Origin of the sequence: Sinomonas sp. ASV322 (genome assembly GCF_030908245.1) — a bacterium.
Classification (GTDB): domain Bacteria; phylum Actinomycetota; class Actinomycetes; order Actinomycetales; family Micrococcaceae; genus Sinomonas.
In genome coordinates this window covers 12524-36497 of record NZ_JAVFJJ010000019.1, presented here as the reverse complement: position 1 = coordinate 36497, position 23974 = coordinate 12524, and the positions used below count along the sequence as shown (strand labels likewise).

Below are 23974 nucleotides of genomic sequence, written 5' to 3'. Positions count from 1 at the left end.
CGAAAGGCATCCTGACCGGCCGCACGGACCACCGCCGGCCTCAGGAAACGACATCGCGGGCCGCGATGCCGCCCGGAAGGCCCCAGCTTTCGGTCGGGACGTCGTGGACTATGACAGAGACGTGATCCCTCGGGATCCCGATCGATTCGAGCCTTTTGACGATTTCGCGGTAGGCATTCCGCTTGACGTCCGCGGAGCGCCCGGCGAAGCAGTCGATCGTCACGAGCGTGGCGAACTCCGGCCTGGTTCGGTTCGGCGGACAGGCAAAGCGATGTGGCTCATGCACGGCGAGGCGAATGTCCAGATCATCGGCGGAAGCCCTGAACTCGGCGATCAGGGAGCCGCGTACGGCGTCGATGATCGCTTCCTCCTCGTCCACGGTGGCGTGACGCCGAACCTCGATCAGGACAGCGGGCATCGCGGCCACTCCTCTTTCTTCGGCAAGGCGACGGGCTAGGAATGTTCCACCGAGAGTTCCGGATTCGCGCTGTCCTCGTGCGAGAGAGTCCTCGGACGCTGAACGCTATAGGCAATCCAGTACCCGCCACCGGCTACCGCGACGGTGATCAACGGCGCGATCTCCGCAAGGACGGGGACGGCGGTCTGCTCCGTGAGGACGATGCCGATCACCGAGGCGGCCACCCACGAAAGGGCCCCGGCATTGACTTCGGGGAGATGGGACTTGCGAACCTCCGGCAGGCCGAGCCCGTCGCGGCGGGACAGCGCGATATAGACGAGCGCGATGGCAACCCAGGCTGTGACGAAGACACCCTGCCACGCGAGGGCCTTGAGCAGGTAGGAAAGCACATTGGTGAGCATGAGCAGGAAGGCGATCGCGCCGCTGACGATAACCCAGACCCATCGGGGAAGGGAAAGCTTGAACACCCGGCGCGCGAAGGCGTCGAGATTCGTCGAGGCGAGGAAGTAGTTCGCCGTGTTGATGCGGGTTTGGGAGATGAGGATCACGAGGACGCCGAAGATCCCCAGGGCTGAAATGAAGGCTTCGACAACACCCGTCTCCGTGCTCTTGGCTCCCCACGCGCTGACCAAGTAGATGCCGACTGCGCCGTTGAGACCGAACGTGAAGAGGTAGAAGACCCAGCCGAACGTGATCGTTCCGTGGAACTTCTCGTCTTGCTTCTTGCCGAGGCGAGCGTAGTCGAAGGTGTACATCATCATGATCCACACGCCCATGTAGACGAGATAGGCGCCAAGCCAGCCGGGAACGGGCCCGCTCACGGCCGCCGCCGGCAGGGCAGGAGGAGCACCCTTGAGGACGGCTGTCGCGATCACAGCTGCCGCGAGCCCGGCGATGTAGAGCGGAAGGAGCCAGCCGTTGAGGCGGTCCAGCCAGTTCTGCACGCCGCCGGCCACGAGTGGAAGGGCATACAGGACCACGAGGGCGTACCACAGCGTGATCTCACCACCGAAGAACTGCTTGAGGGCGACGGCGATGATGGAGCCCTCGAACACGGCGTAGTAGATGGCCGTCGCGGCGAAGATGAGGGTCGCAAGTCCTGATCCGATGATGCCGAACAGCGAACGGGACAGCTGTTCGACCGTGAGTCCGGTCCGGGCCGCGTAGCGCGAGAGGACATAGTTCGCGGCCCCATACGTTGCGACCGTGAGGATCATTCCGACGATCGTCGCGCCGGTGCCGAAGGCCGTCGCCGAGGCGACGGCGACATAGACCCAGAACATCGCCGAGAAGAGCGCCCACCAGGCCATGGTGAGCGACCAGCGCCTCACGCGCTGCTTGGGGTGCAAGACATAGGAGGAGTACGCAGCCTCCTGGGACGGGGAAATCGACATGGTCGCTCCTGGCCGGGGGAATGGGGACAGTCAACGGAAGCGGCACGAAAGGTGCCTCAAGACAGACCGCTCGGGGGACGACTGTCTTGGACGATGACAGTAGTGATCCCCGCCACGGGCGACCTATCGGCTCCGAGCCCAAGGAATAGCGGCCGGATTATGCAGATTGCCCAATTCCCTGCCCCTGGTTCTAGGCGGCCAGGAACTTCAACGCCAGAAGCAGGCTTGCGCGCACTTCGCCATCGGAAAGATCCGCACCAAGGAGTTCCTCGAGGCGGCGGATCCTGTAGGCGAGGGTGTTGCGGTGGATGAACAGCTCTTCGCACACGGCAGCGGTGCTGCCCGCGTGACGCAGGTAGCTTTCGAGGGTCTTGCGCAGGGCGGAGCCTGCCTCGTCTCCCAGTGGCTCGAGGAGCCGTCGGGACAGCGACGCGAGGGCCATGTCCGGGAGAGACTCCAAGATCCCGGACAGGTCGATGGCCGGGGCGCGGTGCACACCTGGGGTGCGAGCGCTTCGGGCCGCGATGCGGAGCAGGAGAGGCAGATCCGCCGCCTCGTCGGCAATCTTGACGGCGACGGCGATGCCAGCAGCTTGGCCGAGCAGCTCGGTGGCCGCCTCCAGGAGCCCCCGCTCGTCGGCCTGACCCTGGGCGAGGATCGTGGTGACCCCCGGGGACTCGACGAACCGGACCGCGCTGAGGGTCCGCGCAAGGCCCACGCGGATGCGCCACGCGACAGCACGCAGACGCTCCTTCGTCGTGTGGTCAAGAGCGCGCACGATGACGATGCACCACGGTGCTGTGCTGTCAAAGCCGGCCTCCCTGGCCAGCTCCGCAAGCTCGGCCTCGCTCGGGGCAGCCGGCGCGTAGAGCGCGTCGACGAGGCGCGCGGCCTCGACGGAATGGAGCGGAGCCTTGCCCCCGAGGGTATGGGCGAGCTGCATCGCGAGCACGGCCGCGACGGGGCCGAGCAGCGGCTGGAGCAGTTCCTCGGCGCCGGGGACCTCTACCAAGAGCCGGAAGGTGTCGTCCTCGCCGCCAGGCATCCGCAGAAGCGTCCGCGACCTCTTCCCCTTTCCCCGCAACAGGGGGCCCGAGGACAGAAGCTCGAAGCCGTCGCGGTCCACCACGGCCACTCGTGCCGACGCCTCGTGCGCAATGTGTTCGACCATCTCCCCCAGAGTTCCGCCGACCGCCGCGAGCCGAGCGCATGCATCGGCCATCTCCCAGCCGCGGCGCAGGACGCTGTACCGCTCGGCCGCGAGAGTCTGCTCGACGTACCTCATGACACGGATGAACGGGACCTCAGCAGGCACCTCGAGGAGCGGCACTCCGTAGGATTCGCAGGCTTGCAGGAGCCCGGCGGGCAGCTCGCGATGGGCCGATCCCACACCGAAGGCCAGGGCGGAGATCGGGACGGCGTTGAGTCGCTCGACGTAGGCGTCCCACGTGCGCTGGTCCCGGATGTTCATCCCCATTCCGGTGGTGAGTAGGAGCGCGTTGACACTCAGGAAGGGGGCCGGATCAATGTGCTCGGTGGGGGCACACCACGTGATCGCCCTCCGGAGTCGGCCTTCGTCGCCCCCGGCACGGAGGACGAGCTTGAGGTCTTCGGCCTCGAGAATCTCAGAAACGATCACGTGAACCTCCGCGCTCGAGGCCAATCAGGGCAATTCACACTATACGTGCCACCGCTTTCAGCAGTTCGCACAATATTGGGGGGACCGTCGGGACGGTTATCGTTTCGAGCATGCCTCACACCGTGACCCAGAACACAACAGCGGCGGCCGACGGACGGCCTGCAGGATCTCGTCCGACCCTCAACTCGGACATGGGCGAAGGCTTCGGCCTGCACAGCTTCGGAAACGATGAAGCGCTCATGAAGATCATTGACGTCGCGAACGTCGCCTGCGGCTACCACGCAGGCGATCCGGACGTCATGAACCGCACGGTGGCCCTCGCCGCCGAGCACGGGGTGGCCGTCGGCGCCCACCCCGGCCTGCCCGACCCGGTCGGATTCGGCCGTCGTCGAATGGCGTTGCGTCCTGAGGAAGTCGAGTCGATCCTCCTGTACCAGACGGGGGCTCTCTCGGCATTCCTGGCGAAGCATGGCCTTCCTCTGAACCACATCAAGCCACACGGGGCCCTGTACGGCATGCTTGCGGAGGACGAAGAACTTATGGCGGCCGCGGCCGGCGTCGCCAAACAGTTCGGGGTTCCCATCTTCGGCATCGCGGGAACTGCGCATGAGAGCGTCTGCCAGCAGCTCGGCGTCGACTTCGTGGGCGAACTTTACGTGGACCTCAATTACTCCCGAGACGGGCGCCTGGTCATCCTGCGTCGGCCCGAACCGACCGATCCGGACGCCGCCGCAGCCCGCGTCGCGCGCGCCCTGCGGGGCCAGCCGGTCGAAGCCGTCGACGGGACCCCGCTCCAGATCCGGTTCGGGAGCGTGTGCGTCCACTCGGATGCGCCAGGCGCCGCAAGGGTCGCGGCAGCCGTGCGCATGGCCATCGACCTCGACCGCTGACCCCTACCGTTCACTCGGCCCGCCCACTCCCGAAAAGGACCTCACATGCCTGAAATCATCTCCCCGCTCCCCGGCATCTTCTACCGCCGTCCGGGGCCCGGCAAAGACCCGTTCGTCGAACCGGGCCAGCGGATCGAAGTGGGCCAGACCCTCGGAATCGTCGAGATCATGAAACAGTTCACCGAGGTCCAGGCGGACGTGTCCGGCGTGGTCGAATCGTTCGCCGTCGAAGAGGGAGCCATGGTCAACCCCGGCGACGTGCTCGCCGTCATCGCCACCGAGGGCGTCCAGTGAGCCCGATCCGCCGACTCCTCATCGCGAACCGCGGAGAGATCGCGGTCCGGATCATCCGGACCGCACAGGAAATGGGCATCTCCACCGTGGTCGCGGTGAGCGAGGCCGACGCGAAGTCTCTGGCCGCGCGCCTCGCGGACGCGGTCGCGATCACGGGGCCTGCCCCGGCCACGGCGAGTTACCTGAACCAGGATGCGGTGCTGTCCGCGGCCCTCGAGCATCACTGCGACGCAGTGCACCCCGGGTACGGCTTCCTCTCGGAGAACGCCGGCTTTGCCCGCCGCGTCCAAGACGCCGGGCTCGTGTGGGTCGGCCCGTCCCCCGAGGCCATCGAACTCATGGGCGACAAAGCGCGCGCACGAGAGGCTGCCCAAGCGGCCGGCGTCCCCGTGCTTCCAGGCTCGCGGGGCCAGCTCGCGCACGACGGCGACTCTCTCGCCGTCGCCCGTTCGATCGGGTTCCCCCTGCTCATCAAGGCCGCCGGCGGTGGCGGCGGGCGAGGAATCCGCCACGTCGCCGACGAGGAGCAGTTCCTCGAATCTCTCGACCTTGCCCGCGGCGAGGCCGCCGTCAATTTCGGAAACCCCGAGGTGTACCTCGAGCGCTTCGTCGTCCGTGCGCGCCATGTCGAGGTCCAGATCCTGGGCGACGGCGAGAACGTCATCCATCTGGGCGATCGCGACTGCTCCCTGCAGCGACGCTCCCAGAAGGTCGTCGAGGAGGCTCCGGCTCCCGACATCCCGGACCACGTCCGGGCGCGGATGCGAGAATCCTCGGTCGAGCTCGCCCACCAGTGCCACTACAGCGGTGCCGGAACCGTCGAGTTCCTCTACGACTCGGAGCGCGAGGAGGCCTCATTCATCGAGATGAACACGAGGCTTCAGGTTGAGCACCCGGTCACGGAAGCCATCACGGGAATCGACCTCGTGCGCCAACAGCTCCAGATAGCTGGCGGAGAGCCCCTAACACTCGCGCAGGACGACATCGACTTCGCCGGCCACGCGATCGAGTGCCGAATCAACGCCGAAGATCCGCAGCGCAGCTTCTTCCCGAGCCCCGGAACCATCAGCCGGCTCGATTGGCCCGACCACAGCGTCCGCGTCGACGCCGGCGTCGAACAGGGCGACGTCATCGCGCCCTTCTACGACTCGATGATCGCCAAGCTCACTGTCCACGGCACCGACCGGGACGACGCGATCGCCCTCATGGAGAAGGCCCTCCGTGCGACCCGCGTCGAGGGCGTCAAGACAACCATTCCTGTTCACCTCGCGCTCCTGGCGAGCCCCGAGTTCGCCGCGATCCGCCACGACACAAGATTCATCGAGCGCACCCCCACACTGACGGAAGCAACCCTGAAGGAAGACATCCATGGCTGAACAGTCAGTCGACGACGTCATAGTGCCAGCCGCAGTCTTGCCCGAGACCGCGCGCTTGACCTGGGGCGGCGACGAATTCCTCTTCGTCGAAATCGCCGAGGAAATGAGCCTCGCGGCGAACTTCAGGGCCATGAGCCTCGCGACGAGGCTCGCGAGCGCGCAGATCCCAGGAATCGTGGACATCTGCCCCTCCAACGCCTCGCTGCTCGTCCGCTTCAACCCGGATCTCCTCGCACCCGACGAGCTCGCGTCGGCTGTGCGCGAGCACGAAGCCGCGGCGGCGTCCGAGGTCTCGCCTCACGTCGACACCCGCATCATCGAGATCCCGGTCTGGTACCAAGATCCGTTCACCGCCGAGGTGCAGGCTCGTTTCCGCAGCGGCTATCACCAGCGTCCCGAAGGCTCGGACCTCGACTACGCTGCCGAGGTCAATGGGCTTGAGACGGCGGAGGAATTCATAAGCCGCCATCACGAAGAGCCCTGGCTCGTCTCCATGGTTGGCTTCGTCGCGGGCCTTCCGTTCCTCTTCCAGCTCGTCGAGCGGGATCGCCAGCTGGAGGTCCCGAAATACCTCAGCCCCCGCACGGACACACCGGCCCTCACGGTCGGCCACGGGGGGTGCTTCTCGTGCATCTACTCCGTCCGGGGCGCCGGCGGGTACCAAATGTTCGGTGTCGCCGCGGCCCCGATTTTCGAGCCTGCTCAGGCACTCCCGGACTTCGAAGAGTTCATGGTGCTGTTCAAGCCCGGCGACATCGTCAAGTTCCGTCCTGTGGATGAGGGCGAGTACCGCGCGATCCAGGCCGAAGTGGCGGCGGGGACGTTCCGCTACCGTCAGGTCCCCTTCACCTTCAATGTGGACGAGGCGCTGAGCAGCCCCCGCGCGTACAACCACCGGATCCTGGAGGCCCTCCATGGCGCTTGAAATCATCACACCGGGGCTGTCGACGACTGTCCAGGACCGCGGCCGAAGCGGCTACTACAACGTGGGCATTCCGCAATGCGGGTCGATGGATCGCTACTCGTCCGAGATCGCCAACGCTCTCGTCGGGAACGATTCGGGTCCGGGGACCGGAGCCGCCGTCCTCGAGTGCAGCTACGTGGGCCCCACGTTCCGCGTCGACGCCGTGACGAGCATCGCGGTGGCGGGCGCGCCCGTCGAGGTCAAGGTCAACGGCGAGCCCCGTCCGCAGTGGGCCCGGCTCGAGCTCAAACCAGGGGACGAAGTCAGCTTTGGGGTCATCAAGGGCGGGACCAAGTTCTGCGTCGCCGTGCGGGGCGGAATTGACGTCCCCATGGTGCTCGGGAGCCGGTCGACATACGTGCTTGGGGCATTCGGCGGATTTCAGGGCCGCAAACTCGCTGCGGGGGATGTCCTTCCCATCGGCGTCGCGAACGGGCCCCTCCCGCACGCGGCTCAGCTCCCGGAAAACCACATTCCCCGCTTCACGGGTCCCCGTGAGCTCCGGGTCATCATGGGGCTCTACGCCCACCGCCTCACGGAGCGTGGGCGGGCCCTGTTCCTTGAGAGCGAATGGACGCTTACGCCCGTCGCGGACCGCATGGGACTCCGCTACGACGGACCCGGAGTCGAATGGGTCGAGCGGAAGCAGCCGTTCGGAGCGGGCTCCGATCCGTCGAACATCGTTGACGCGGGCTACGCCGTCGGGTCCATTCAGATCCCCGGGGGAACCCAGCCCATCGTGCTCCACCGCGATGCCGTCTCGGGGGGCGGCTACGCCATGGTGGGAACGGTGATCAGCGCCGACATGGACCTGCTCGCCCGCTCGGCCCCGGGAACAAAGACTCGATTCACGGAGGTCACCATGGACACCGCGTTGGAGGCACGCCGGACAGAGGCGCGGAGACTGCGCGAAGCCATCGCCTCCCTCGGCTGAGGACGGATCAGTCCTCTCCCCACGCTCCCGTACGATCGTGGGGTGGAGAGCGAGTACGACGTCATCGTGATCGGTGCCGGGGCAGCCGGAGAGAACGCTGCGGACCGCGTGGTGAAAGGCGGCCTGAGCGCTGCCCTCGTGGAGAGCGATCTCGTGGGCGGCGCGTGCTCGTACTGGGCGTGCGAGCCGTCGAAGGCGCTCCTGCGGCCCGGCACCGCGCTCCACGCGGCCCGGCGCGTCCCTGGCGCCCGCGAAGCCGTGCTGGGCCAGCTCGACGTCGGCGCCGTCCTCGCGCACCGCGACGACGCCGTCAACTCGTGGGACGACAGCTCGCAGGCCGAATGGGCCACGGGCGCGGGCATCACCCTCATCCGTGGCCGCGCGCGCCTCACGGGAGCGAAGCGACTCACCGTGGCCGACGCTGCCGGAAACCACTTCCCGCTTGTGGCGCGCCACGCCGTCGTCCTCGCCACCGGGTCGACGCCGTCGGTCCCCAAAGTGCCCGGCCTCCAGCACGTCAGCTACTGGACGACGCCGGATGCGACGAGCGCACGCGAGGTTCCCGAGAGCCTCGCGATCCTCGGCGGCGGCGTCGCGGGCTGCGAGCTCGCTCAGGCGTTCGCGCGGCTCGGCTCGCGGGTCACAGTCCTCGCCCGCGGCACCCTCCTGAGCGGCTTCCCCGAGGACGCGCGCTCGCTCGTCGCGGCGGGGCTTCGCGCGGACGGAGTCGAGATCCTCGAGGGCGTCACGCCTGAGCTTGTCGAACCGACGGACGACGGCGGGGCCCTCCTCGCGCTTCCGGACGGCCGAACGCTCGAGGCGGCCAAGCTGCTCGTCTCGACGGGACGGCGCCCAGCGCTCGACGGACTCGGACTGCCCGCGTTCGGGATCGAGCCGGCCTCGCTGCGAGTCGACGAGACCGGCCTCGTGATCGGCAACGCGTGGCTCTACGCCGTCGGCGACTGCTCGGGCCGCGCAATGCTCACGCACCAGGGCAAGTACCAGGCGCGCATCACCGGAGACACGATCGTGGCGCGCGCCCGCGGCGACCTCGACGGCCGCCCCTCGGCGTGGAGCCGGCACGCCCGCACGGCCGACGAGCTCGCGGTCCCGCGCGTCGTCTTCACCGATCCCGAGGCCGCCATGGTGGGGCTCACCGAAGAAGAGGCGTGGGAACACGGCATCCGGGTGCGCGCCGTGGACCTGCCGATCTCCGTCGCGGGCGCGTGGCAGCACGCCGTCGACTACGAAGGCTGGGCTAGGTTCCTCGTGGACGAGGACCGCCGCACCATCGTCGGAGCGTGCTTCGTGGGGCCGGACGTAGCCGAACTCCTGCAATCCGCAACGATCGCCATCGTCGGCGAGGTCACCCTCGAACGGCTCTGGCACGCGATCCCCGCGTTCCCGACCGTGAGCGAAGTGTGGCTGCGCTTCCTCGAGGCGTACGGGTTGTGAGCTTTTCGTTGCGCCGTCATTTCTGCAGGGTGCGCACCCTGCAGACGTGACGGCGCAACGCGTGCGCACCCGCCAGAGGTGACGGCGCAACTTCAGAGCTGGGTGTGTGCCGCGGTCGCCGGATCGCTCCCGATTCGCGCGCCGGAATCGAGTGCGCTGATCCGTTCGAGCTCGTCGGCGCTGAGCCCGACCGCGATCGCGGCGAGATTCTCGCGCATCCGCTGCGCGCTCGTCGTCTTCGGGATGGCGATCGTGCCCTGGGCGAGGTGCCACGCGAGCACGACCTGCGCAGAAGTCGCACCGTGGGCCTCGGCCACCGCCCGGACGGCCTCGGCGCCAAGGTCCGCGCCTTGGCCGAGCGGGCTGTAGGCCTCGACGGCGATGCCCCGCGAACGGCTCAGGGCCGCGAGTTCGCGCTGCTGGAATGTCGGATGAAGCTCGATCTGGTTGACGGCGGGAACGACCCGGGCTGAGGCGAGCAGGGTTTCGAGATGCTCTGGAAGGAAGTTCGAGACTCCGATCGATCGGACGAGCTGATTCGCTCGCAGCTCCTCCATGGCGTGCCAGGCGTCCACGAACAGCCCCTGAGACGGCACGGGCCAGTGGATGAGGTAGAGGTCGATGTAGTCGAGACCGAGCGCGGTCCTGCTGGTCTCGAAGGCCTCGAGCGGCTTCGCCTGCTCGCCGTTGCGCAGCTTGGTCGTGATGAAGAGGTCCTCGCGGGGAATGCCGGACGCCGCGATGGCGGCGCCGACCCCTGCTTCGTTGCGGTACGCGGCCGCCGTGTCGATGTGGCGGTAGCCCGCCTCGAGGGCGGCCTCGACGACGCGCTGCGTCTCGTCCGCGGGCACTTGGAAGACGCCGAAGCCGAGCTGCGGGATCTCGGTGCCGTCGTTGAGCGTCACGGTGGGGACGGGGGTTCCGGGGTTGGTCTGCACAGTGCTTCCTTCGTGAGTGGTCAGATGGTGCGTGATTCGGGTTCGAGCGTCCAGGCGGCCCGATGCAAGGCCGTCGCGAGCCACGTCCGCGCCGATGCGAGCCTCGGAGGCCGCGGTGCGCGGCCGTCGTCCACGACCGGCGCATCGGGAAGCGCGCTTCGGCTTTCCCCATACAACTCGGGGCGCAGGAGGACGAGAGCCATGAGGGCCATATGTTCCATGGCTTCAACGCTAGGGAACGCGGCCCGGCCGTGTCAGCAGGGCAGGAACACCCCCTCGTTCCTAGGAATCGGAGACCTATCCACGCCGGGACTAATCTGCCCCGGGTCGCGGTTCAGGTCTGTGTGGGCTCCGCCCGCCGAGCACGCATTCCCTCGACCGCCGAAGAGAACCGGATCGATGACGACGACACGCACGGACGTAGGCTTCCGCTCCGAACGAGGACCCATCCTCATCGCCCTCATGCTCGCCACGGGCCTCGTGGCGATCGACTCGACGATCGTCGCGACGGCGGTGCCGTCCATCGTCAAGGACGTTGGCGGGTTCTCGTCGTTCCCGTGGCTGTTCTCCGGATACATGCTCGCACAGGCCGTCTCGGTCCCGGTGTACGCGAAGCTCTCCGACATGCTCGGCCGCAAGCCGATCATCCTCGCGGGCATCGGGCTCTTCCTCCTCGGCTCGATCCTGTGCGGGGTGGCCGTGACCATGCCCGCGCTCATCGCGTTCCGCGTCCTCCAGGGCCTCGGTGCGGGTGCTGTCCAGCCCATGTCGATCACGATCGCGGGCGATATCTACTCGCTCGCCGAGCGCGCCAAAGTCCAGGGGTACATCGCGAGCGTGTGGGCTGTCTCGTCCGTCATCGGCCCGACGCTCGGCGGGATCTTCGCCTCGCTCGACCTGTGGCGCGGGATCTTCCTCATCAATATTCCGCTGTGCCTCCTTGCGGGCTGGATGCTGTGGCGCACGTTCCACGAGAACATCGAGCGCCTGCGTCACCGCGTGGACTACCTCGGTGCGAGCCTCCTGACCGGTTCGATGACTCTGCTCATCCTCGGCGCCCTCGAGGGCGGGCAGGCATGGGCGTGGGATTCCCCGCTGAGCTTCGGCACCTTCGGAGTCGGCGCCGCCCTGTTCGCCGCGTTCCTCGTCGCCGAGCGACGCGCCGCCGAACCGGTCCTTCCGCTGTGGGCAGTCTCGCGCCGGCTGCTCCTCACGACGACGCTCGTCTCGTTCGGCGTCGGCGCCGTCATCCTCGGCCTCACGTCCTACGTCCCGACGTTCCTCGAGAGCGCTCAGTCGGTCTCCCCGATCCTCGCGGGGCTCGCCCTCGCCGCCCTGACCATCGGCTGGCCCATCAGCGCGTCGCAGTCCGGCCGTCTGTACCTGCGGATCGGCTTCCGCAGCACGGCCACGATCGGCATCCTCGTTGCGGTGGTCGGCGCCGCCGCGCTCGCGTTCACGGCCTACACGCCCAACATCGTGCTCGTCGCGGCGAGCTGCTTCGTCGTCGGCCTCGGGATGGGCCTCGTCGCGACCCCGACGCTCATCGTGGCCCAGTCGAGCGTCGAATGGAACGAGCGGGGCGTCGTCACGGGGACGAATCTGTTCGCGCGTTCGATCGGCAGTGCGCTCGGCGTCGCCGTCTTCGGCGCCGTCGCGAACGCTATTTACACAGGAGCGTCCAGCGCGGCACCGACCGGCGGCTCGCACCCGCTGCCGATTGTTCCCGCCTCGGCCGCGGTCTTCCTCGCCGTGTTCATCGGCACCGCGCTGACCGTCGTCGCCGTCCTCGCCATGCCCGCGGACCGTACCCGCAGCGGCGAACGGGCCGAGACGGCGGCCGAGGAATCGTCGCAGCCTGCCGCCTAGGACGCGAAGTCCTACCCTCGCCGTAGAACGGCGGCGGGGTCGAGACGAGAATGGGAGCCATGGGTCAAAGCGCAGAATTCGGCCGCTTCCTCAAAGCCATGCGCTCGCGGCTCTCGCCCGAGCAGCTGGGGATCTCCGCCGTCGACCGTGGACGGCGCGTCCCCGGCCTGCGGCGCGAGGAGATCGCCCGGCTGGCGGGCGTGAGCACGGACTACTACACGCGGCTCGAGCAGGGGCGGAACATCCACCCGTCCCGGTCGGTGCTCGACTCGGTCGCGAGGGCGCTGCGCCTGGACGAGAGCGAGCACGCGCACATGATCGATCTCCTCGAGAACTGCGCGAAATCCCAGCGCCGTCCCGCGCCCGCGCAGCACGTGCGGCCCGCACTCGCGCAGCTCCTCGACGCCGTCGGCAGCGTGCCCGCCCTCCTGCTGGGCCGTCGGACCGACGTCCTCGCGGGAAACCGCCTCGCGTACCTTCTCTTCGCGGACTTCCCGGCCATGCCCCCGCAAGAACGCAACCTCACGCGGTGGATCATCCTCGATCCGCGAGCGCGCGAACTGTTCTCCGACTGGCAGGTCGTCGCGGCCGAGGCGGCCGGCGCGCTGCGCGTCGACGTCGGGCGCCACCCGAACGACCCGCAGGCCAATCAGCTCGTCGGCGAGCTCGCCGTGCACAGCGAGCAGTTCCGGCTCTGGTGGGCCGGCCACCGGGTCGTGACCGAGTACGCGGGGATCCTGCGGATGCGCCACCCGATCGTCGGGAATCTCGAGCTCGACTTCGAAGACCTCGCCCTCAGGCACGATCCCGACCAAACGCTGCGCGTCTTCACGGCCAAGCCGGGCTCGGCGTCCGCGGATTCGCTCGCGCTCCTGGGCAGCTACGGCGCGGAGTCCCCTTCCCCTCGAGGAAGTCGGGAGACGGCCCCTCCCGCGGTCGACGACCGGACCTAGGCATCCGCACACCCCGACCCGTGGTGGCTCGCCCGACCTAATTTGTACTGACCAGTCAGTTTGACTAAACTGAGAGCATGCTTTCAGTTCGTGAGCTCCGCATCGCCGGGCGCCGCGGCGACCTCGTCGCCCCCACCTCGTTCGACGCTCCAGCCGGCGCGCTCACCCTCGTCCAGGCCAACGGCGAAGAGACCCGCACCGCGCTGGCCCTCGCCGCGAGCGGTCGGTACGCCCCCGACGCCGGCAGCGCCGTGTGGGGAGAGACGAGCACGCCGAAGAAGAACCTCAAGGCCCTCCGCCGCGCGACCGCCCTCGTGGACTCGCCGAGCATCAACGAGGCCGAGCGCCACCTGAGCGTGCGCGGCCTCGTCGCCGAAGACCTCGCCCTCCTCCCTCGTCGCCGCCGCGAACACGACGCGGATGCCTGGCTCACGGTCCACGCCTTCGAGGACATCGCGAAAGACTGGGCACACGAGCTCGCCCCGCACCGTCGCGTCGAGCTCTTGACCGAGCTCGCGCTCGCCGATCCCGAGGTCCGCCTGCTCGTGGTCGACTCCCCCGACCGCCACTCGGACCGCACCGAGGACTGGCTCCCCCGCCTCGACGCCCTCGCGACGAACCCCGGGCGCGAGCTCGCCGTCGTCGCGATCGTCGGCGAGGCGCCGTTCGGCTGGGAGGGGCGCGTCGCCGTCGTCGGCAATGCGCTCGAGGCTCCCGAAGCGGAAGCCGCGGAAGAAGAGGAGGTCCTCGCGTGACCGTCATCCGACTCGCCCGCTCCGAGCTCCAGCGCATGACCTCGGGCCTCCTCCCCAAACTCGCGATCCTCGCGCTCACGATGGTCCCGCTCCTCTACGGCGCCGTGTACCTCTATGCCAACTGGGATCCGTACTCGAACATGGGGCACATCAAGGCCGCGCTCGTCGTCGAGGACAAGGGCGCGACCGTCGCCGACGGCTCGCGCCTCGACGCGGGCCCCAAGGTTGCGGACAGCCTCGTCGATGGGCACGTGTTCGACTGGCAGCGCGTCCCCGACGCTCAGACCGCCGAGGCGGGCGTGCGGAACGGCACCTATTCGTTCGCGCTGCGCATCCCCGCGGACTTCTCCGCCAACCTCGCCTCGCCCGCGAGCTTCGACGCCGCGAAGCAGGCCATGCTCGACGTCACGACGAACGACGCGAACAACTACCTCCTCTCGACCATCGTGGACAAGGTCACGAGGGCCGTCCACGACTCCGTCGCGAAGGAGGTCGGAACCGAGACCGCGAACAAGCTCCTCACGGGCTACGGAACGATCCACACGCAGATGGTCCAGGCCGCGGACGCCGCGGGGCAGCTCCGCGACGGCGTCGGCCAGCTCGCCGACGGCGCGACCCGCCTCGCGGACGGGACGTCCCAGCTCCGCACGGGCGCGGCGCAACTCGCCGACGGGCAGCAGCAGCTCCTCAACGGCTCGCTCGCGCTGCGCGACGGCGCGGGCCAGCTCGCCGGCGGCCTCGACACGCTCCAGGGGAAGACGGCGTCGCTCCCCGCGGACACGCAGAAGCTCGCCGACGGCGCGGCGCGGGTCGCGGCGGGGAACGCGCTCCTCAACGAGAAGATGCAGGGTGCGGCTGCCGCCGCCGATTCGGCCCAAAAGCAGCTCCAGCAGCAGGTGAGCGACTCGCTCGCGGCGCTCGTCGCTGACGGCACGATCACCCCGGCCCAGGCGCAGCAGATCGGAGCGCGCCTGAGCGCCGCGACGCAGAACCCGACGGCGCAGAGCACCGCCGCCCAGCTCCACGCAGCCGCGGGGCAGGTCCCGCAGCTCGCCGCGGGCTCGCAGCAAGTGGCCGACGGCGCGCGGCAGCTCGCGAACGGCATGCCGGCCCTCGCGCAGGGCATTGCCCAGGCCGACGCCGGCGCCCACCAGGTCTCGGCCGGCGCCTCCCAGCTCGCGGACGGCGAGCAGACCGCCGTCGCCGGCTCACGGCAGCTCGCCGACGGCGCGGCGCAAGCGAACGACGGCGCGCAGGCCCTCAAGGCGGGCGCCGCGAAGGCGCACGACGGCGCCACCCAGCTCGCGGACGCCCTCACCGCGGGCTCGGGCAAGGTCCCGAACCCCAACGACGCCCAGAAATCGAACCTCTCCCAGGTCATCGCGGACCCCGTCGCGGTGAACAGCGTCTCGCAGGCGAAGGCGGCGACCTACGGGGCCGGCCTCGCACCCTTCTTCCTCTCGCTCGCGATGTGGGTCGGCATCTTCATGCTGACGCAGGCCATGCGCCCCGTGACGAAGCGCGCACTCGCGTCGAACGCCCCCGCGTGGAAGATCGCGATCGGCGGATGGCTCCCCTTCGCCGCCGTCGCCGCGGCCCAGGCGACGGTGCTCACCGCCGTCGTCGACTTCGGGCTCGGGCTCGAACCCGTGCACCCGTGGCTCATGTGGCTGTTCATCATGCTCGGCGGCATCGCGTTCAGCGCGCTCATCCAGGGCATCGTCTCGCTGCTCGGCTCGGTCGGGAAGTTCGTGGTGCTCATCCTGCTCATCCTGCAGCTCGTCTCCTCCGGCGGAACGTTCCCATGGGAGATGGCGCCCGCGCCGTTCCAGGTCGCGCACGCGATTCTGCCGATGGGGTACGTCGTCACGGGCATGCGGCACCTCATCTACGGCGGGGACCTGTCCGGGATCCTCCCGCTCGTCGCGGGCCTTGTGGGATACACGCTCGTCGGGGCCGCACTCAACATCCTCGGGACGCGGAGGAACATGACCTGGCGGCTCAAGACCCTCCAGCCGGAGATCTCGATATGAGCCCGGCAGGAGGCCAGAGTGCAGCCCGCGGCGCGGGCGGTGCGGGCCGCAGCCCGGCGTCACGCGGCGCAGCAAGGACAGCGGTGACCAAGCAGCGGCTCTTCGAGGCTGCGATGGAACTCATCGGGCAGCGGGGCACCGACGGCGTGACGGTCGAGGAGATCGCACTCGCGGCCGGCGTCGCGAAGGGCACGGTCTACTACAACTTCGGCAGCAAGAACGAGCTCGTCGAGCAGCTCCTGCGGCACGGGATGGGCCTCCTCATGGACCGGCTCGGGGATGGCCCGGAGGAAGCGCCTGAGGATTCGGCCACGCGACGGGCTCGATCTGGCCACGCGCCCGATTCGTCCGCGGCGCCGTCGTCGTTCGACCCCCTCGACGAGGTGGGCCGGAAGATTCGGCGCGCGCTCGGGTTCATCGCCGATTACCCCGCGTTCGTGCGGCTGTGGCTCGGCGAGCAGTGGAGGGCCGACGGCGCCTGGCAGGGCCTGCTCACGGACATGCGGGGCGACGTGCTCGAGGTCATCGAGGCGTCCGTGCGCCACGTCGCGGAGGTGCGTCCGCTGCGGGAGGGTCTCACGCCGGGAGGGGTCGCGGTCGCGCTATTCGGGGCCGCGTTTGTGACCGGCATGGACAGGGCCGCGTTCCACCCCGAACGCAGCCTCGACGAAGCGGGCGAGGCGGTGCTCTGCATTGTCCGCGGAGCCCTCGAGCCGACCGGAGAGGCGTAGCGCCCCGGGCCGGCCCGCGGATGACAGACTAGCCCCGTGGCACCCTCGCGATTCGTTCCGTTGCGCCGCAGCGCCCGCGCGACGCTCTGGTGCACGCTCGCGACCGCGATTCTCCTCGCCCTCACGGCGTGGACCCTCGAGGAATGGCTCGGGGCCCTCGCCCTCGTCGCCCTGACGGCCTTCGTCCTCTGCGCGCTCTACGCGATCCTCGCCATGAACCGGTACTGGGTGGCCGCCGCGGCGGCGCTCAGCGCGGCTCTCACGATCGGATGCACGCTGGCGTTCCTCAGGGTGCTCGGCGTCGCGTGGGACGACGACCCCACCGCCGTCACGAGCGTGTCGAGCCGCGACGCGGACCCCTATTTCGCGGGAGCCGCCGTCGCCCTCGTCGCGACGCTCGCCACCCTGTTCGCGGGCGCGGTGTGGCCACGACAGCGGCAGGCCCCGCGCCGACCGAACCCCTCGAGGCCCTCGCGCCCGACGTCACCGAGCACGCGCCGGACCCCGCCCCGCCCCGTGGCCACGAAGCCTACTGCCGGTGCCCGTGCTTCCGTCCCTCGGCCCGCGGCACCGCGAAATCGGTGAGCCGCGCATCCTGCCCGTCGAGCTCGGCCCACGGCTTGTCGATCTCAAGCACGGCGAGGCCCGAGGTCGGGAAGTGGTTCGCGGCGTCGAGATAGGCGTCCTGATCCGAATCGCGCGAGGCGAGGCGGAGGACGAGGTCCTGGACGCCCGGCATGTGCGCGATGAGGAGCAGCGTGCGCACCGTTTCCGGCACGTGATTGACGACGGCGAGCATGCGCGCCGCGCCCGCCGCATACAGCCCGGTCTCGAGCTTGGGCGTGGGCGCGAGATCGCCCAGTTCGCGGCAGACCCACGTGCACGTCTGACGCGTGCGCAGCGCGACCGAGCACAGGATGAAGTCGGGCACCACCTGGTGTTCGAGGAGCCACTTGCCGACCTCGGGAGCGTCGGCGTGGCCTCGCTCGGCGAGCGGGCGCTCGAGGTCGGGCACACCATCCGGCCACGCAGCCTTCGCATGGCGCACGACGACGAGCCTCTTGACGTGGTGCTTGCTCATGGAGCAAGCCTAGGTGCCGGACTCGCTAGATTGAGTACTCCGGCGCAGCCCACACGACGACCTCGGGGTGCTCGTAGAAGCGGTAGCCCTGCCCGCGCACCGTGCGGACGGTGTTCGCGAGGCGGCCGAGCTTCGAGCGGAGGCGGCGGATGTGGACGTCGATCGTGCGCTCGTTCGGCACCTCTTCGGCGTTCTTCCAGAGATTCTCCAGGAGCTCGTCGCGGCTCACGGTGCGCGTGCCGTTCTCGACGAGATAGTTGAGGAGTTCGAACTCCTTGAACGTGAGGTTGAGCGTTAGCCCGTCGAGGTGGACCTCGCGGCGGGCGAGGTCAATGAGGACGCCGCTCGGGCGGTTGTCGTTCGACTGGGCCGCGCGCGGCTCCGGCCGGGGGCGGTTCCCGATGGTCGGGTCGCCGAACGTCGAACGGACGACGTCGAGCGGGCTCCCCTGCGCGGCGGCGGGGGCGACGGCGACGGCAGCGTAGCTCTCGACGCCGGGAACGAGGTTCTGGGCGTAGGCGCGGATCTCCTGGGCGATGCGGGCGATCGAGGATCCAGCCGCCGCGGCCTGCTCCTCGGAGATGCCGACATACAGGACGAAGCCGTGGGCCACGGTGTCCGACGAGACGGAGCGGACAGGCTCGACGCCCGGCGCGATCACGGGCGTCGGCGCCGTCATAGGCGAGTAGTCCTCGACGGGACGGAGGGGTCGGGATGCCCCGTAGGGCTCGGGCTGACCCGTCGTGCGGGCCCCGAAGGGCTGACGGGTGGCAGCGGCCTGCGCGCGCTGCGCATTGCGGACAGAGATGTGGACGTATCCGGATGCAACCGACATGAAGTGCTGACCTCTAATGTGACTAGCCTTGTACGGCTTCGAATGCTGAACAGGGGAGCGAAGAGCTAAATGCTGGGGTGGCGCAGTCAGCTATGCATTCGACAGCGGCACATCGTCCGAGCGGCAGGTGAGCCGTTGCGGATGTCTGCCAGTGCAGGTGCCGTTGAGTTCTTGTTCACACTTCGAGTGTGCCCCGTAACAATAGCTACAAGCAAGTAACAATGGGTGCAGCGTCTCACATCGTGAGACGAATGAATAGATTGTGACATATCTCACAATTCGGCGAGGGCCATATGTGAACTTGTTTTTTCACATCTACGGCACGAAATCCGGCTCCGATCGAATATTGTTCGACGCCATCGGCGCGTCGCGGAGCCGCTCCGCGACTTTGCGGCCGTCTCACCATGCGGACAGTTGTAGAAATCACTCCTGCCGATGTGCTTGCGAACTGGACAGCACACTCCCCTCTCTGCAGAATACCGGCCCCTCGCGCACCTCCACCTATCCGCTGTTATCCAAATGTGACAAAGACTCGCGTCGTCCCGTACGGTGGAACAAGTGCACGGGAGACCCCGCGCAACCCTGAGCCCCGTTCGCCGAACTCTGCCGACAGCTCAGGGTGACACCAAGGCAGAGACGGAGGACCCAATCGGTCGCCGAAGGACCCGCCAAGTGCGGGGCCGCGGCCAGGGGTGAAGCCCACGCCACACGGCGGGGCCGGATGACTCGCATCCGAACCCGGCAGCTAACTTCGCAGGCGCTAACGAGAGGTTCCTCGCGTGAGCAACACCAAGTCCCTGGGTACGCCTGTGCGCCATCGGGGCCGCCACCGGGCGGAGACCCCGCCGCGCGGCCTCGCCCGCATCACCGCTGGACTCAACACGGCAACCGGCGGGCGCTACCGCAACGCCGTCGTCGCCGCCTCTGTCGGCCTTGCCGCCGCCGTGAGCGGTGGCGCCGCAGCCAATGGCGGGGACATCGCTGCCGCCGGCTCCATCGCCCCGGCGGCCTCCACCTCGCCCCAAATCAGCGCCGCTTCCGACGCAAAGCTCGACTTCATCCGCCCGAGCGTCGGCTCCGTCTCGAAGGCCCAGTCCGACCAGCAGGCCCAGGCTGCGGCCGACGCGGCGAAGGCCGAGCTCCTCAAGACCCAGCCGGTCAACGACCCGGCCGGTGCGCAGGCCTACGCCTCGAGCCAGCTCGCCAAGTTCGGCTGGGGGCAGGACCAGATGCAGGCCCTCATCACGCTGTGGAACCGTGAGTCCAACTGGACGACCACGGCCACCAACGCCAGCAGCGGCGCCTACGGCATCGCACAGTCGCTCCCGGGCGGCAAGATGGCCTCCGCGGGCAGCGACTGGCAGACCAACTACCGCACGCAGATCGACTGGGGCCTCGGCTACATCAAGGACCGCTACGGCTCCCCCGCGAACGCCCTCGCCTTTCATTACACGCACAACTGGTACTGATCGGCACGCCGCCGATCGCCCACCTGGTACTGATCGGCAGCGTCCCGCGTGTCCCGTCGTGTACGCGTACACGACGGATTCGGGGCCGTAACGGCCGACGCGCCGGTGCATTCCGCGCAACACGCCGTGAGAAGGGCGCGTCCCTTCGCGTACGTGTACAGGACGGCACGGCGAACGACGGCGCCGCTCCCCACGTGGATTCAAGCCACGGTGGGGAGCGGCGCCGTCGTCGTCCGTTGCCTGCGCGCGCCGAAAGGTGAGCTCTTGTCGCGGCGGACGAGTTATTCCGCCAAGAGCTCACGCTTCGAACGGTCAGTTCGTCGAGGCCGACATCGCGACGATCGTGAGTGCGGCGTTGCCGTCCTTGAGCGCGGTCACGCGCACGGTCTCGCCGTTCTTCAGGCTCGAGGCCGTCACCGAGCCCTGGCCCTGCGACGGCGACGGCGACTGCTGGCGCGAGCCGCGCGCCCCGAAGCTCGCGATCGTGGTCTGTGACGAGATGGCGTATGTCTGGACGTAGCCGTCGGCGCTCTTGACGGTGACCTGCGTATCGGACACGGCCGTGATCGTGCCGGTCTGCTCGAGCTCGGTCACGTACTGGCCGTTGCGCAGCACAACATACTCGCCGTGCACCGCCTGCCCCGCCGCGCCGAGGCCGAGGTTCCCCGGACCAAAGCCGTTCTGGCGCAGGCCGTTCTGGCCCGGGCCGTTCTGCCCGTTCTGACCCGAGCCGTTCTGGCCGGGTCCGGCTCCCGGCCCGCCCAGGCCTGGGGCTCCCGCGTTGTCGTTCCCGGTGTTGTTGCTCGCGGTCGTCGCGGCATACACCGCGGCCCCGGCACCGCCCACGACGACGACGGCGACCCCCGCCGCGGCGAGCCCCTTCTGGACGGGCGTGAGCCGCGCGATCAGGTTCTTGCGCGGCGTGCTCGGCGCGCCCTGTCCCCAGCCTTGGCCCGAAGCGGGCGCGCCCGGAGCCCCCCAACTCTGGCCCGGCGTCGGCGACCCATAGCCCGGCCCGAAGCCGGGGCTCTGGGGCTGAGCAGACGACGACGGCGCACCCCACCCGGGCGCAGGGGTGGACGGTGCCGGAGTGGACTGGGGCCCGCCCCAGCCCTGCGCGGGCGGGATGCCGGGCTGAGCTGCGGTGGGCGGCTGACTCGGGTAGAGCATCTCGGTCGGCTGCGCGGCAGGGTCGATGGGCCGCGCCGACTGCTGGGGGGCAGGCTGCTGGGGAACGGGCTGCTGCGGCGTGGCCTGCGCCCCGCCGGCGTGCGGGTCCTGCGGGGTTGCGACCGGCGGGGTTGGGACCGGCGGGGTTGGGTCCTGCGAAGTCGGGTCGTGCTGGGTGGGGTTCTGCGGTTCGGGCGACATGGTGTTCCTCCGTGAGTCGTCTGTCGGCTGCAATCAGAGTCACCGCGCATCCTGTGCCGCCGCTGTGCCGTTCGGCTGGACTGGCTGTGCTTCGGGGCCGCGCACGAGCACCGATATTCGGCCCCGGGTCTACGCTGGGCTCCACAGGGTGCACACAGGAAGAACTCAGGCTCGGACTATCCATCCACAGGAGGCTGGAATCATGGCAAGCCCCTACACGACCAACAACCTGCCGTCCCTCACCCACCCGGACGGCTCCCCGATTCGCGCCCTCGTGGTCGACGACGAGCCGAGCCTCTCCGAGCTCATGAGCATGGGCCTGCGGATGACGGGCTGGAGCGTGCAGGTCGCCGCCGACGGGCCCGCCGCGGTCAAGGCCGCGCGCGACTTCCGGCCCGACGTCCTCGTGCTCGATGTCATGATTCCCGGATTCGACGGCGTCGAAGTCCTCAAGCGCGTGCGCCAGTTCATCCCCGAGGTGCCCGCCCTGTTCCTCACCGCGAAGGACGCCCTCGAGGACCGCATCACGGGCCTCGCCGCGGGCGGCGACGACTACGTGACGAAGCCGTTCAGCATGGAGGAGGTCATGCTGCGCCTCCACCGCCTCGTACAGCGCTCCGGCGTTGCGGCGCAGGACGACGCCGAGCTCGTCGTCGGCGACCTCGTGCTCAACACCGACACGCGCGAGGTCACGCGCGGCGGCGAGGACGTCCAGCTCACGGCGACGCAGTTCGAGCTGCTCCGCTATCTCATGGAGAACCCGAAGCGCGTCATCAGCAAGTCGCAGATCCTCGACCGCGTGTGGCAGTACGACTTCGGCGGGCAGGCCAACATCGTCGAGCTCTACATCTCCTATCTGCGCAAGAAGATCGACGCCAATCGCGCGCCGATGATCCACACCGTCCGCGGCGCGGGCTACGTCATCAAGCCCGCTGACGGATGAACCAGCTTTCAGGTGCCGAGCGGCGTTCGACGGTCGACGGCGGCGAGCCGGGCCGCCGCTGGACCGACCCCAACTCGTGGCGCCTCCGCACGAAACTCGTCCTCGCCACGATGCTCCTGCTCGTCGCGATCTGCTCCGTGGTCGGCTCGCTCCTGTACGCGTCGATGGACAACTTCCTCACGCAGCAGCTCGACACCCAGCTTCTCCAGGCGAGCCGCCGGGCGGTTCAGTTCGGAAGCCTGAGCCCGCAGCAGGCTTCAGCCGGAACCGATCAAAGCACGCCCACAAGCCATCCGGACCCGCTCGGAGCACGCGGGCAGGGCGCGGGCACGCTCAACGCGCGCCTGCACGGCGATGTCCTCGACTTCCAGGGCCTCATCAACGCCGAAGGGCAGCGCGTCGGCCTTCCATCGTCCGATCTTGCCGTGATCTTCTCGATCGCGCGCTCGCAGGCCACCCAATCCGAACGGCCCGACCCTTCTCCGATCGACCGGGATCTCAGCGTGGGCCATTACCGGCTCGTGGCCGCCAAGTCTCCGACCGGGGACGTCATCGTCACAGGCCTCCCGCTCGCGGCAAAGGACAGTGCGCTGGCCCAGCTCGTGCTCACGACGATCATCGTCTCGGGCGGCGGACTCGTACTCATCGGCCTCGTCGGCACCTACGTCATCCGCAGGACGCTCAAGCCGCTCGCCCAGGTCTCGTCGGTCGCGGCGAAGGTCGCCCAACTCCCGCTCGACGCCGGTGAGGTCGCGCTCGCGATGCGGGTTCCGCCGTCGGCCGCTCATCCTGGCACCGAGGTGGGCAACGTGGGGCACGCGCTCAATCGCATGCTCGACAACGTGGCCGGCGCGCTCCAGGCGCGGCAGGAGTCGGAGAAGAGGGTGCGGCAGTTTGTGGCTGACGCGTCGCACGAGCTGCGGACGCCGCTCACCGCCATCCGGGGCTACACGGACATGCTCAAGATGACCGAGTCGCTCTCGCCGCAGGGCAGCGAATCGCTCGGGCGGGTCGAGACGCAGTCGCTCCGCATGAGCCGTCTCGTCGAGGATCTCCTCACGCTCGCCCGGCTCGACGAGGGCCAGCCGCTCAAGCTCGGTCCGGTGGACCTCACGCAGCTCGTCGTGGAGACCGTGACCGACCAGAAGGTCATCGCGCCGGATCACCAGTGGCGCCTTGCGCTGCCCGCCGAGCCCGTCGAGGTCAGGGCCGACGGCGCGCGCCTGCACCAGGTCATGGTCAACCTGCTCTCGAATGCGCGCAAACATACTGAGGCCGGAACTGTCGTGACGGCGGGGGTCGCACGGTCCGCGGCGGGCGACGCCGTCATCACCGTCACGGACAACGGCCCCGGCGTGCCTGCCGAGCTGCAGAAGAAGGTCTTCTCGCGCTTCACGCGGGCGGACAAGGCGCGCACGGGGACGGAGGGCTCGACCGGCCTCGGCCTCTCGATTGTCCAGGCGATCGTCGAGGCGCACGGCGGCTCGGTCGAGCTCAGCTCGCGGCCCGGGCGGACCGAGTTCGCGGTGTACCTCCCGGCGTGAGGAGCACCTCGTCGCGGCGTTAGTGCGCATCGCGCCCACATAACCGTCCCTCGGCGGCATAACCGTCCCTTGGAGCGCGATCTCAGGG

Annotated in this window: 23 protein-coding genes and 1 riboswitch; of the genes, 15 read left to right on the top strand and 8 right to left on the bottom strand. The window is 69.0% G+C overall.

Features of this window, described 5'->3' with window-relative positions; all coding sequences use genetic code 11:
- Positions 1-40 precede the first annotated feature (40 nt).
- The 3 genes from RBS12_RS18140 to RBS12_RS18130 form a co-directional block, all read right to left on the bottom strand.
- The gene (locus RBS12_RS18140) at positions 41-418 is read right to left on the bottom strand and encodes a tautomerase family protein (protein ID WP_307967560.1); all 378 of its coding nucleotides are present in this window, start codon (positions 416-418) and stop codon (positions 41-43) included.
- A 35-nt stretch (positions 419-453) separates the two neighbouring features.
- Entirely contained in the window at positions 454-1812 is a 1359-nt protein-coding gene (locus tag RBS12_RS18135; protein ID WP_307967559.1) for a permease, read from the bottom strand.
- A 190-nt stretch (positions 1813-2002) separates the two neighbouring features.
- The gene (locus RBS12_RS18130) at positions 2003-3451 is read right to left on the bottom strand and encodes a PucR family transcriptional regulator (protein WP_307967558.1); all 1449 of its coding nucleotides are present in this window, start codon (positions 3449-3451) and stop codon (positions 2003-2005) included.
- Positions 3452-3561: 110 nt separating this feature from the next.
- Here RBS12_RS18130 and pxpA point away from each other — a divergent pair, with 110 nt between their 5' ends.
- The 6 genes from pxpA to RBS12_RS18100 are packed head-to-tail and all read left to right on the top strand — an operon-like array spanning position 3562 to position 9364.
- Complete coding sequence (gene pxpA / locus RBS12_RS18125) at positions 3562-4341, top strand: 5-oxoprolinase subunit PxpA (protein WP_307967557.1); 780 nt, start codon at positions 3562-3564, stop codon at positions 4339-4341.
- Between the two features lie 45 nt (positions 4342-4386).
- Positions 4387-4635 (top strand): acetyl-CoA carboxylase, encoded by a 249-nt coding sequence (locus RBS12_RS18120; protein WP_307967556.1) that lies wholly within the window; start codon positions 4387-4389, stop codon positions 4633-4635.
- Positions 4632-6011, top strand: a complete 1380-nt coding sequence (locus RBS12_RS18115) for an acetyl-CoA carboxylase biotin carboxylase subunit (RefSeq protein WP_307967555.1) — start codon at positions 4632-4634, stop codon at positions 6009-6011. The genes RBS12_RS18120 and RBS12_RS18115 overlap by 4 nt, the downstream gene beginning before the upstream one ends.
- Positions 6004-6936, top strand: coding sequence for an allophanate hydrolase subunit 1 (locus tag RBS12_RS18110; RefSeq protein WP_307967554.1), 933 nt, complete (start codon positions 6004-6006; stop codon positions 6934-6936). Before RBS12_RS18115 ends, RBS12_RS18110 begins: the two co-directional genes overlap by 8 nt.
- Positions 6926-7909, top strand: a complete 984-nt coding sequence (locus RBS12_RS18105; protein WP_307967553.1) for a biotin-dependent carboxyltransferase family protein — start codon at positions 6926-6928, stop codon at positions 7907-7909. Before RBS12_RS18110 ends, RBS12_RS18105 begins: the two co-directional genes overlap by 11 nt.
- A gap of 42 nt (positions 7910-7951) precedes the next feature.
- Positions 7952-9364, top strand: a complete 1413-nt coding sequence (locus RBS12_RS18100) for an NAD(P)/FAD-dependent oxidoreductase (protein WP_307967552.1) — start codon at positions 7952-7954, stop codon at positions 9362-9364.
- Positions 9365-9456: 92 nt separating this feature from the next.
- Here the strand turns inward: RBS12_RS18100 and RBS12_RS18095 are convergent, their stop codons facing one another.
- Both RBS12_RS18095 and RBS12_RS18090 read right to left on the bottom strand, forming a co-directional pair.
- Positions 9457-10302, bottom strand: a complete 846-nt coding sequence (locus RBS12_RS18095) for an aldo/keto reductase (protein ID WP_307967551.1) — start codon at positions 10300-10302, stop codon at positions 9457-9459.
- A gap of 20 nt (positions 10303-10322) precedes the next feature.
- Positions 10323-10523, bottom strand: a complete 201-nt coding sequence (locus tag RBS12_RS18090; RefSeq protein WP_307967550.1) for a hypothetical protein — start codon at positions 10521-10523, stop codon at positions 10323-10325.
- A 178-nt stretch (positions 10524-10701) separates the two neighbouring features.
- On the opposite strand from RBS12_RS18090, the gene RBS12_RS18085 reads away from it, so the two are divergent.
- From RBS12_RS18085 to RBS12_RS18060, 6 genes are all read left to right on the top strand, one after another.
- The gene (locus RBS12_RS18085) at positions 10702-12171 is read left to right on the top strand and encodes an MFS transporter (protein WP_307967549.1); all 1470 of its coding nucleotides are present in this window, start codon (positions 10702-10704) and stop codon (positions 12169-12171) included.
- Positions 12172-12230: 59 nt separating this feature from the next.
- A complete protein-coding gene (locus RBS12_RS18080; RefSeq protein WP_307967548.1) occupies positions 12231-13124 on the top strand; it encodes a helix-turn-helix transcriptional regulator in 894 nt (297 codons plus the stop codon).
- Positions 13125-13201: 77 nt separating this feature from the next.
- Positions 13202-13879, top strand: coding sequence for an ABC transporter ATP-binding protein (locus tag RBS12_RS18075; RefSeq protein ID WP_307967547.1), 678 nt, complete (start codon positions 13202-13204; stop codon positions 13877-13879).
- On the top strand, positions 13876-15912 hold the full coding sequence (locus RBS12_RS18070; RefSeq protein ID WP_307967546.1) for a YhgE/Pip domain-containing protein: 2037 nt from the start codon (positions 13876-13878) through the stop codon (positions 15910-15912). Before RBS12_RS18075 ends, RBS12_RS18070 begins: the two co-directional genes overlap by 4 nt.
- 83 nt (positions 15913-15995) lie before the next feature.
- Entirely contained in the window at positions 15996-16643 is a 648-nt protein-coding gene (locus tag RBS12_RS18065; protein WP_307967545.1) for a helix-turn-helix domain-containing protein, read from the top strand.
- A 36-nt stretch (positions 16644-16679) separates the two neighbouring features.
- Positions 16680-17228, top strand: coding sequence for a hypothetical protein (locus tag RBS12_RS18060; protein ID WP_307967544.1), 549 nt, complete (start codon positions 16680-16682; stop codon positions 17226-17228).
- Here the strand turns inward: RBS12_RS18060 and RBS12_RS18055 are convergent.
- Together RBS12_RS18055 and RBS12_RS18050 are read right to left on the bottom strand one after the other, a co-directional pair.
- Positions 17173-17724 carry a histidine phosphatase family protein gene (locus RBS12_RS18055; protein WP_307967543.1) on the bottom strand — a complete coding sequence of 184 codons (552 nt, stop codon included), beginning with the start codon at positions 17722-17724 and terminating at the stop codon, positions 17173-17175. The genes RBS12_RS18060 and RBS12_RS18055 overlap by 56 nt on opposite strands.
- A 25-nt stretch (positions 17725-17749) precedes the next feature.
- Complete coding sequence (locus RBS12_RS18050) at positions 17750-18559, bottom strand: winged helix-turn-helix domain-containing protein (RefSeq protein ID WP_307967542.1); 810 nt, start codon at positions 18557-18559, stop codon at positions 17750-17752.
- Between the two features lie 584 nt (positions 18560-19143).
- Positions 19144-19334: riboswitch (cyclic di-AMP (ydaO/yuaA leader) on the top strand.
- Positions 19335-19338: 4 nt separating this feature from the next.
- Between RBS12_RS18050 and RBS12_RS18045 the strand changes: the two genes are divergently transcribed.
- Positions 19339-20028, top strand: coding sequence for a hypothetical protein (locus RBS12_RS18045; protein WP_307967541.1), 690 nt, complete (start codon positions 19339-19341; stop codon positions 20026-20028).
- Between the two features lie 312 nt (positions 20029-20340).
- Here RBS12_RS18045 and RBS12_RS18040 read toward each other — a convergent pair whose 3' ends face one another.
- On the bottom strand, positions 20341-21399 hold the full coding sequence (locus RBS12_RS18040; protein WP_307967540.1) for a hypothetical protein: 1059 nt from the start codon (positions 21397-21399) through the stop codon (positions 20341-20343).
- A gap of 202 nt (positions 21400-21601) precedes the next feature.
- Between RBS12_RS18040 and RBS12_RS18035 the strand changes: the two genes are divergently transcribed.
- Positions 21602-22342 (top strand): response regulator transcription factor, encoded by a 741-nt coding sequence (locus tag RBS12_RS18035; RefSeq protein WP_307967539.1) that lies wholly within the window; start codon positions 21602-21604, stop codon positions 22340-22342.
- Positions 22339-23886: a HAMP domain-containing sensor histidine kinase gene (locus tag RBS12_RS18030; RefSeq protein WP_307967538.1), complete on the top strand. Its 1548-nt coding sequence runs from the start codon at positions 22339-22341 to the stop codon at positions 23884-23886. Before RBS12_RS18035 ends, RBS12_RS18030 begins: the two co-directional genes overlap by 4 nt.
- The last annotated feature ends 88 nt before the right edge of the window (positions 23887-23974 follow it).

Excerpts from the sequence above, each read along its gene's own strand:
- RBS12_RS18140 (WP_307967560.1), bottom strand. The coding sequence starts at position 418 with ATGCCCGCTGTCCTGATCGAGGTTCGGCGTCACGCCACCGTGGACGAG.
- RBS12_RS18135 (WP_307967559.1), bottom strand. The coding sequence starts at position 1,812 with ATGTCGATTTCCCCGTCCCAGGAGGCTGCGTACTCCTCCTATGTCTTG.
- pxpA (WP_307967557.1), top strand. The coding sequence starts at position 3,562 with ATGCCTCACACCGTGACCCAGAACACAACAGCGGCGGCCGACGGACGG.
- RBS12_RS18120 (WP_307967556.1), top strand. The coding sequence starts at position 4,387 with ATGCCTGAAATCATCTCCCCGCTCCCCGGCATCTTCTACCGCCGTCCG.
- RBS12_RS18110 (WP_307967554.1), top strand. The coding sequence starts at position 6,004 with ATGGCTGAACAGTCAGTCGACGACGTCATAGTGCCAGCCGCAGTCTTG.
- RBS12_RS18105 (WP_307967553.1), top strand. The coding sequence starts at position 6,926 with ATGGCGCTTGAAATCATCACACCGGGGCTGTCGACGACTGTCCAGGAC.
- RBS12_RS18090 (WP_307967550.1), bottom strand. The coding sequence starts at position 10,523 with ATGGAACATATGGCCCTCATGGCTCTCGTCCTCCTGCGCCCCGAGTTG.
- RBS12_RS18085 (WP_307967549.1), top strand. The coding sequence starts at position 10,702 with ATGACGACGACACGCACGGACGTAGGCTTCCGCTCCGAACGAGGACCC.
- RBS12_RS18080 (WP_307967548.1), top strand. The coding sequence starts at position 12,231 with ATGGGTCAAAGCGCAGAATTCGGCCGCTTCCTCAAAGCCATGCGCTCG.
- RBS12_RS18075 (WP_307967547.1), top strand. The coding sequence starts at position 13,202 with ATGCTTTCAGTTCGTGAGCTCCGCATCGCCGGGCGCCGCGGCGACCTC.
- RBS12_RS18055 (WP_307967543.1), bottom strand. The coding sequence starts at position 17,724 with ATGAGCAAGCACCACGTCAAGAGGCTCGTCGTCGTGCGCCATGCGAAG.
- RBS12_RS18050 (WP_307967542.1), bottom strand. The coding sequence starts at position 18,559 with ATGTCGGTTGCATCCGGATACGTCCACATCTCTGTCCGCAATGCGCAG.
- RBS12_RS18040 (WP_307967540.1), bottom strand. The coding sequence starts at position 21,399 with ATGTCGCCCGAACCGCAGAACCCCACCCAGCACGACCCGACTTCGCAG.
- RBS12_RS18035 (WP_307967539.1), top strand. The coding sequence starts at position 21,602 with ATGGCAAGCCCCTACACGACCAACAACCTGCCGTCCCTCACCCACCCG.
- RBS12_RS18030 (WP_307967538.1), top strand. The coding sequence starts at position 22,339 with ATGAACCAGCTTTCAGGTGCCGAGCGGCGTTCGACGGTCGACGGCGGC.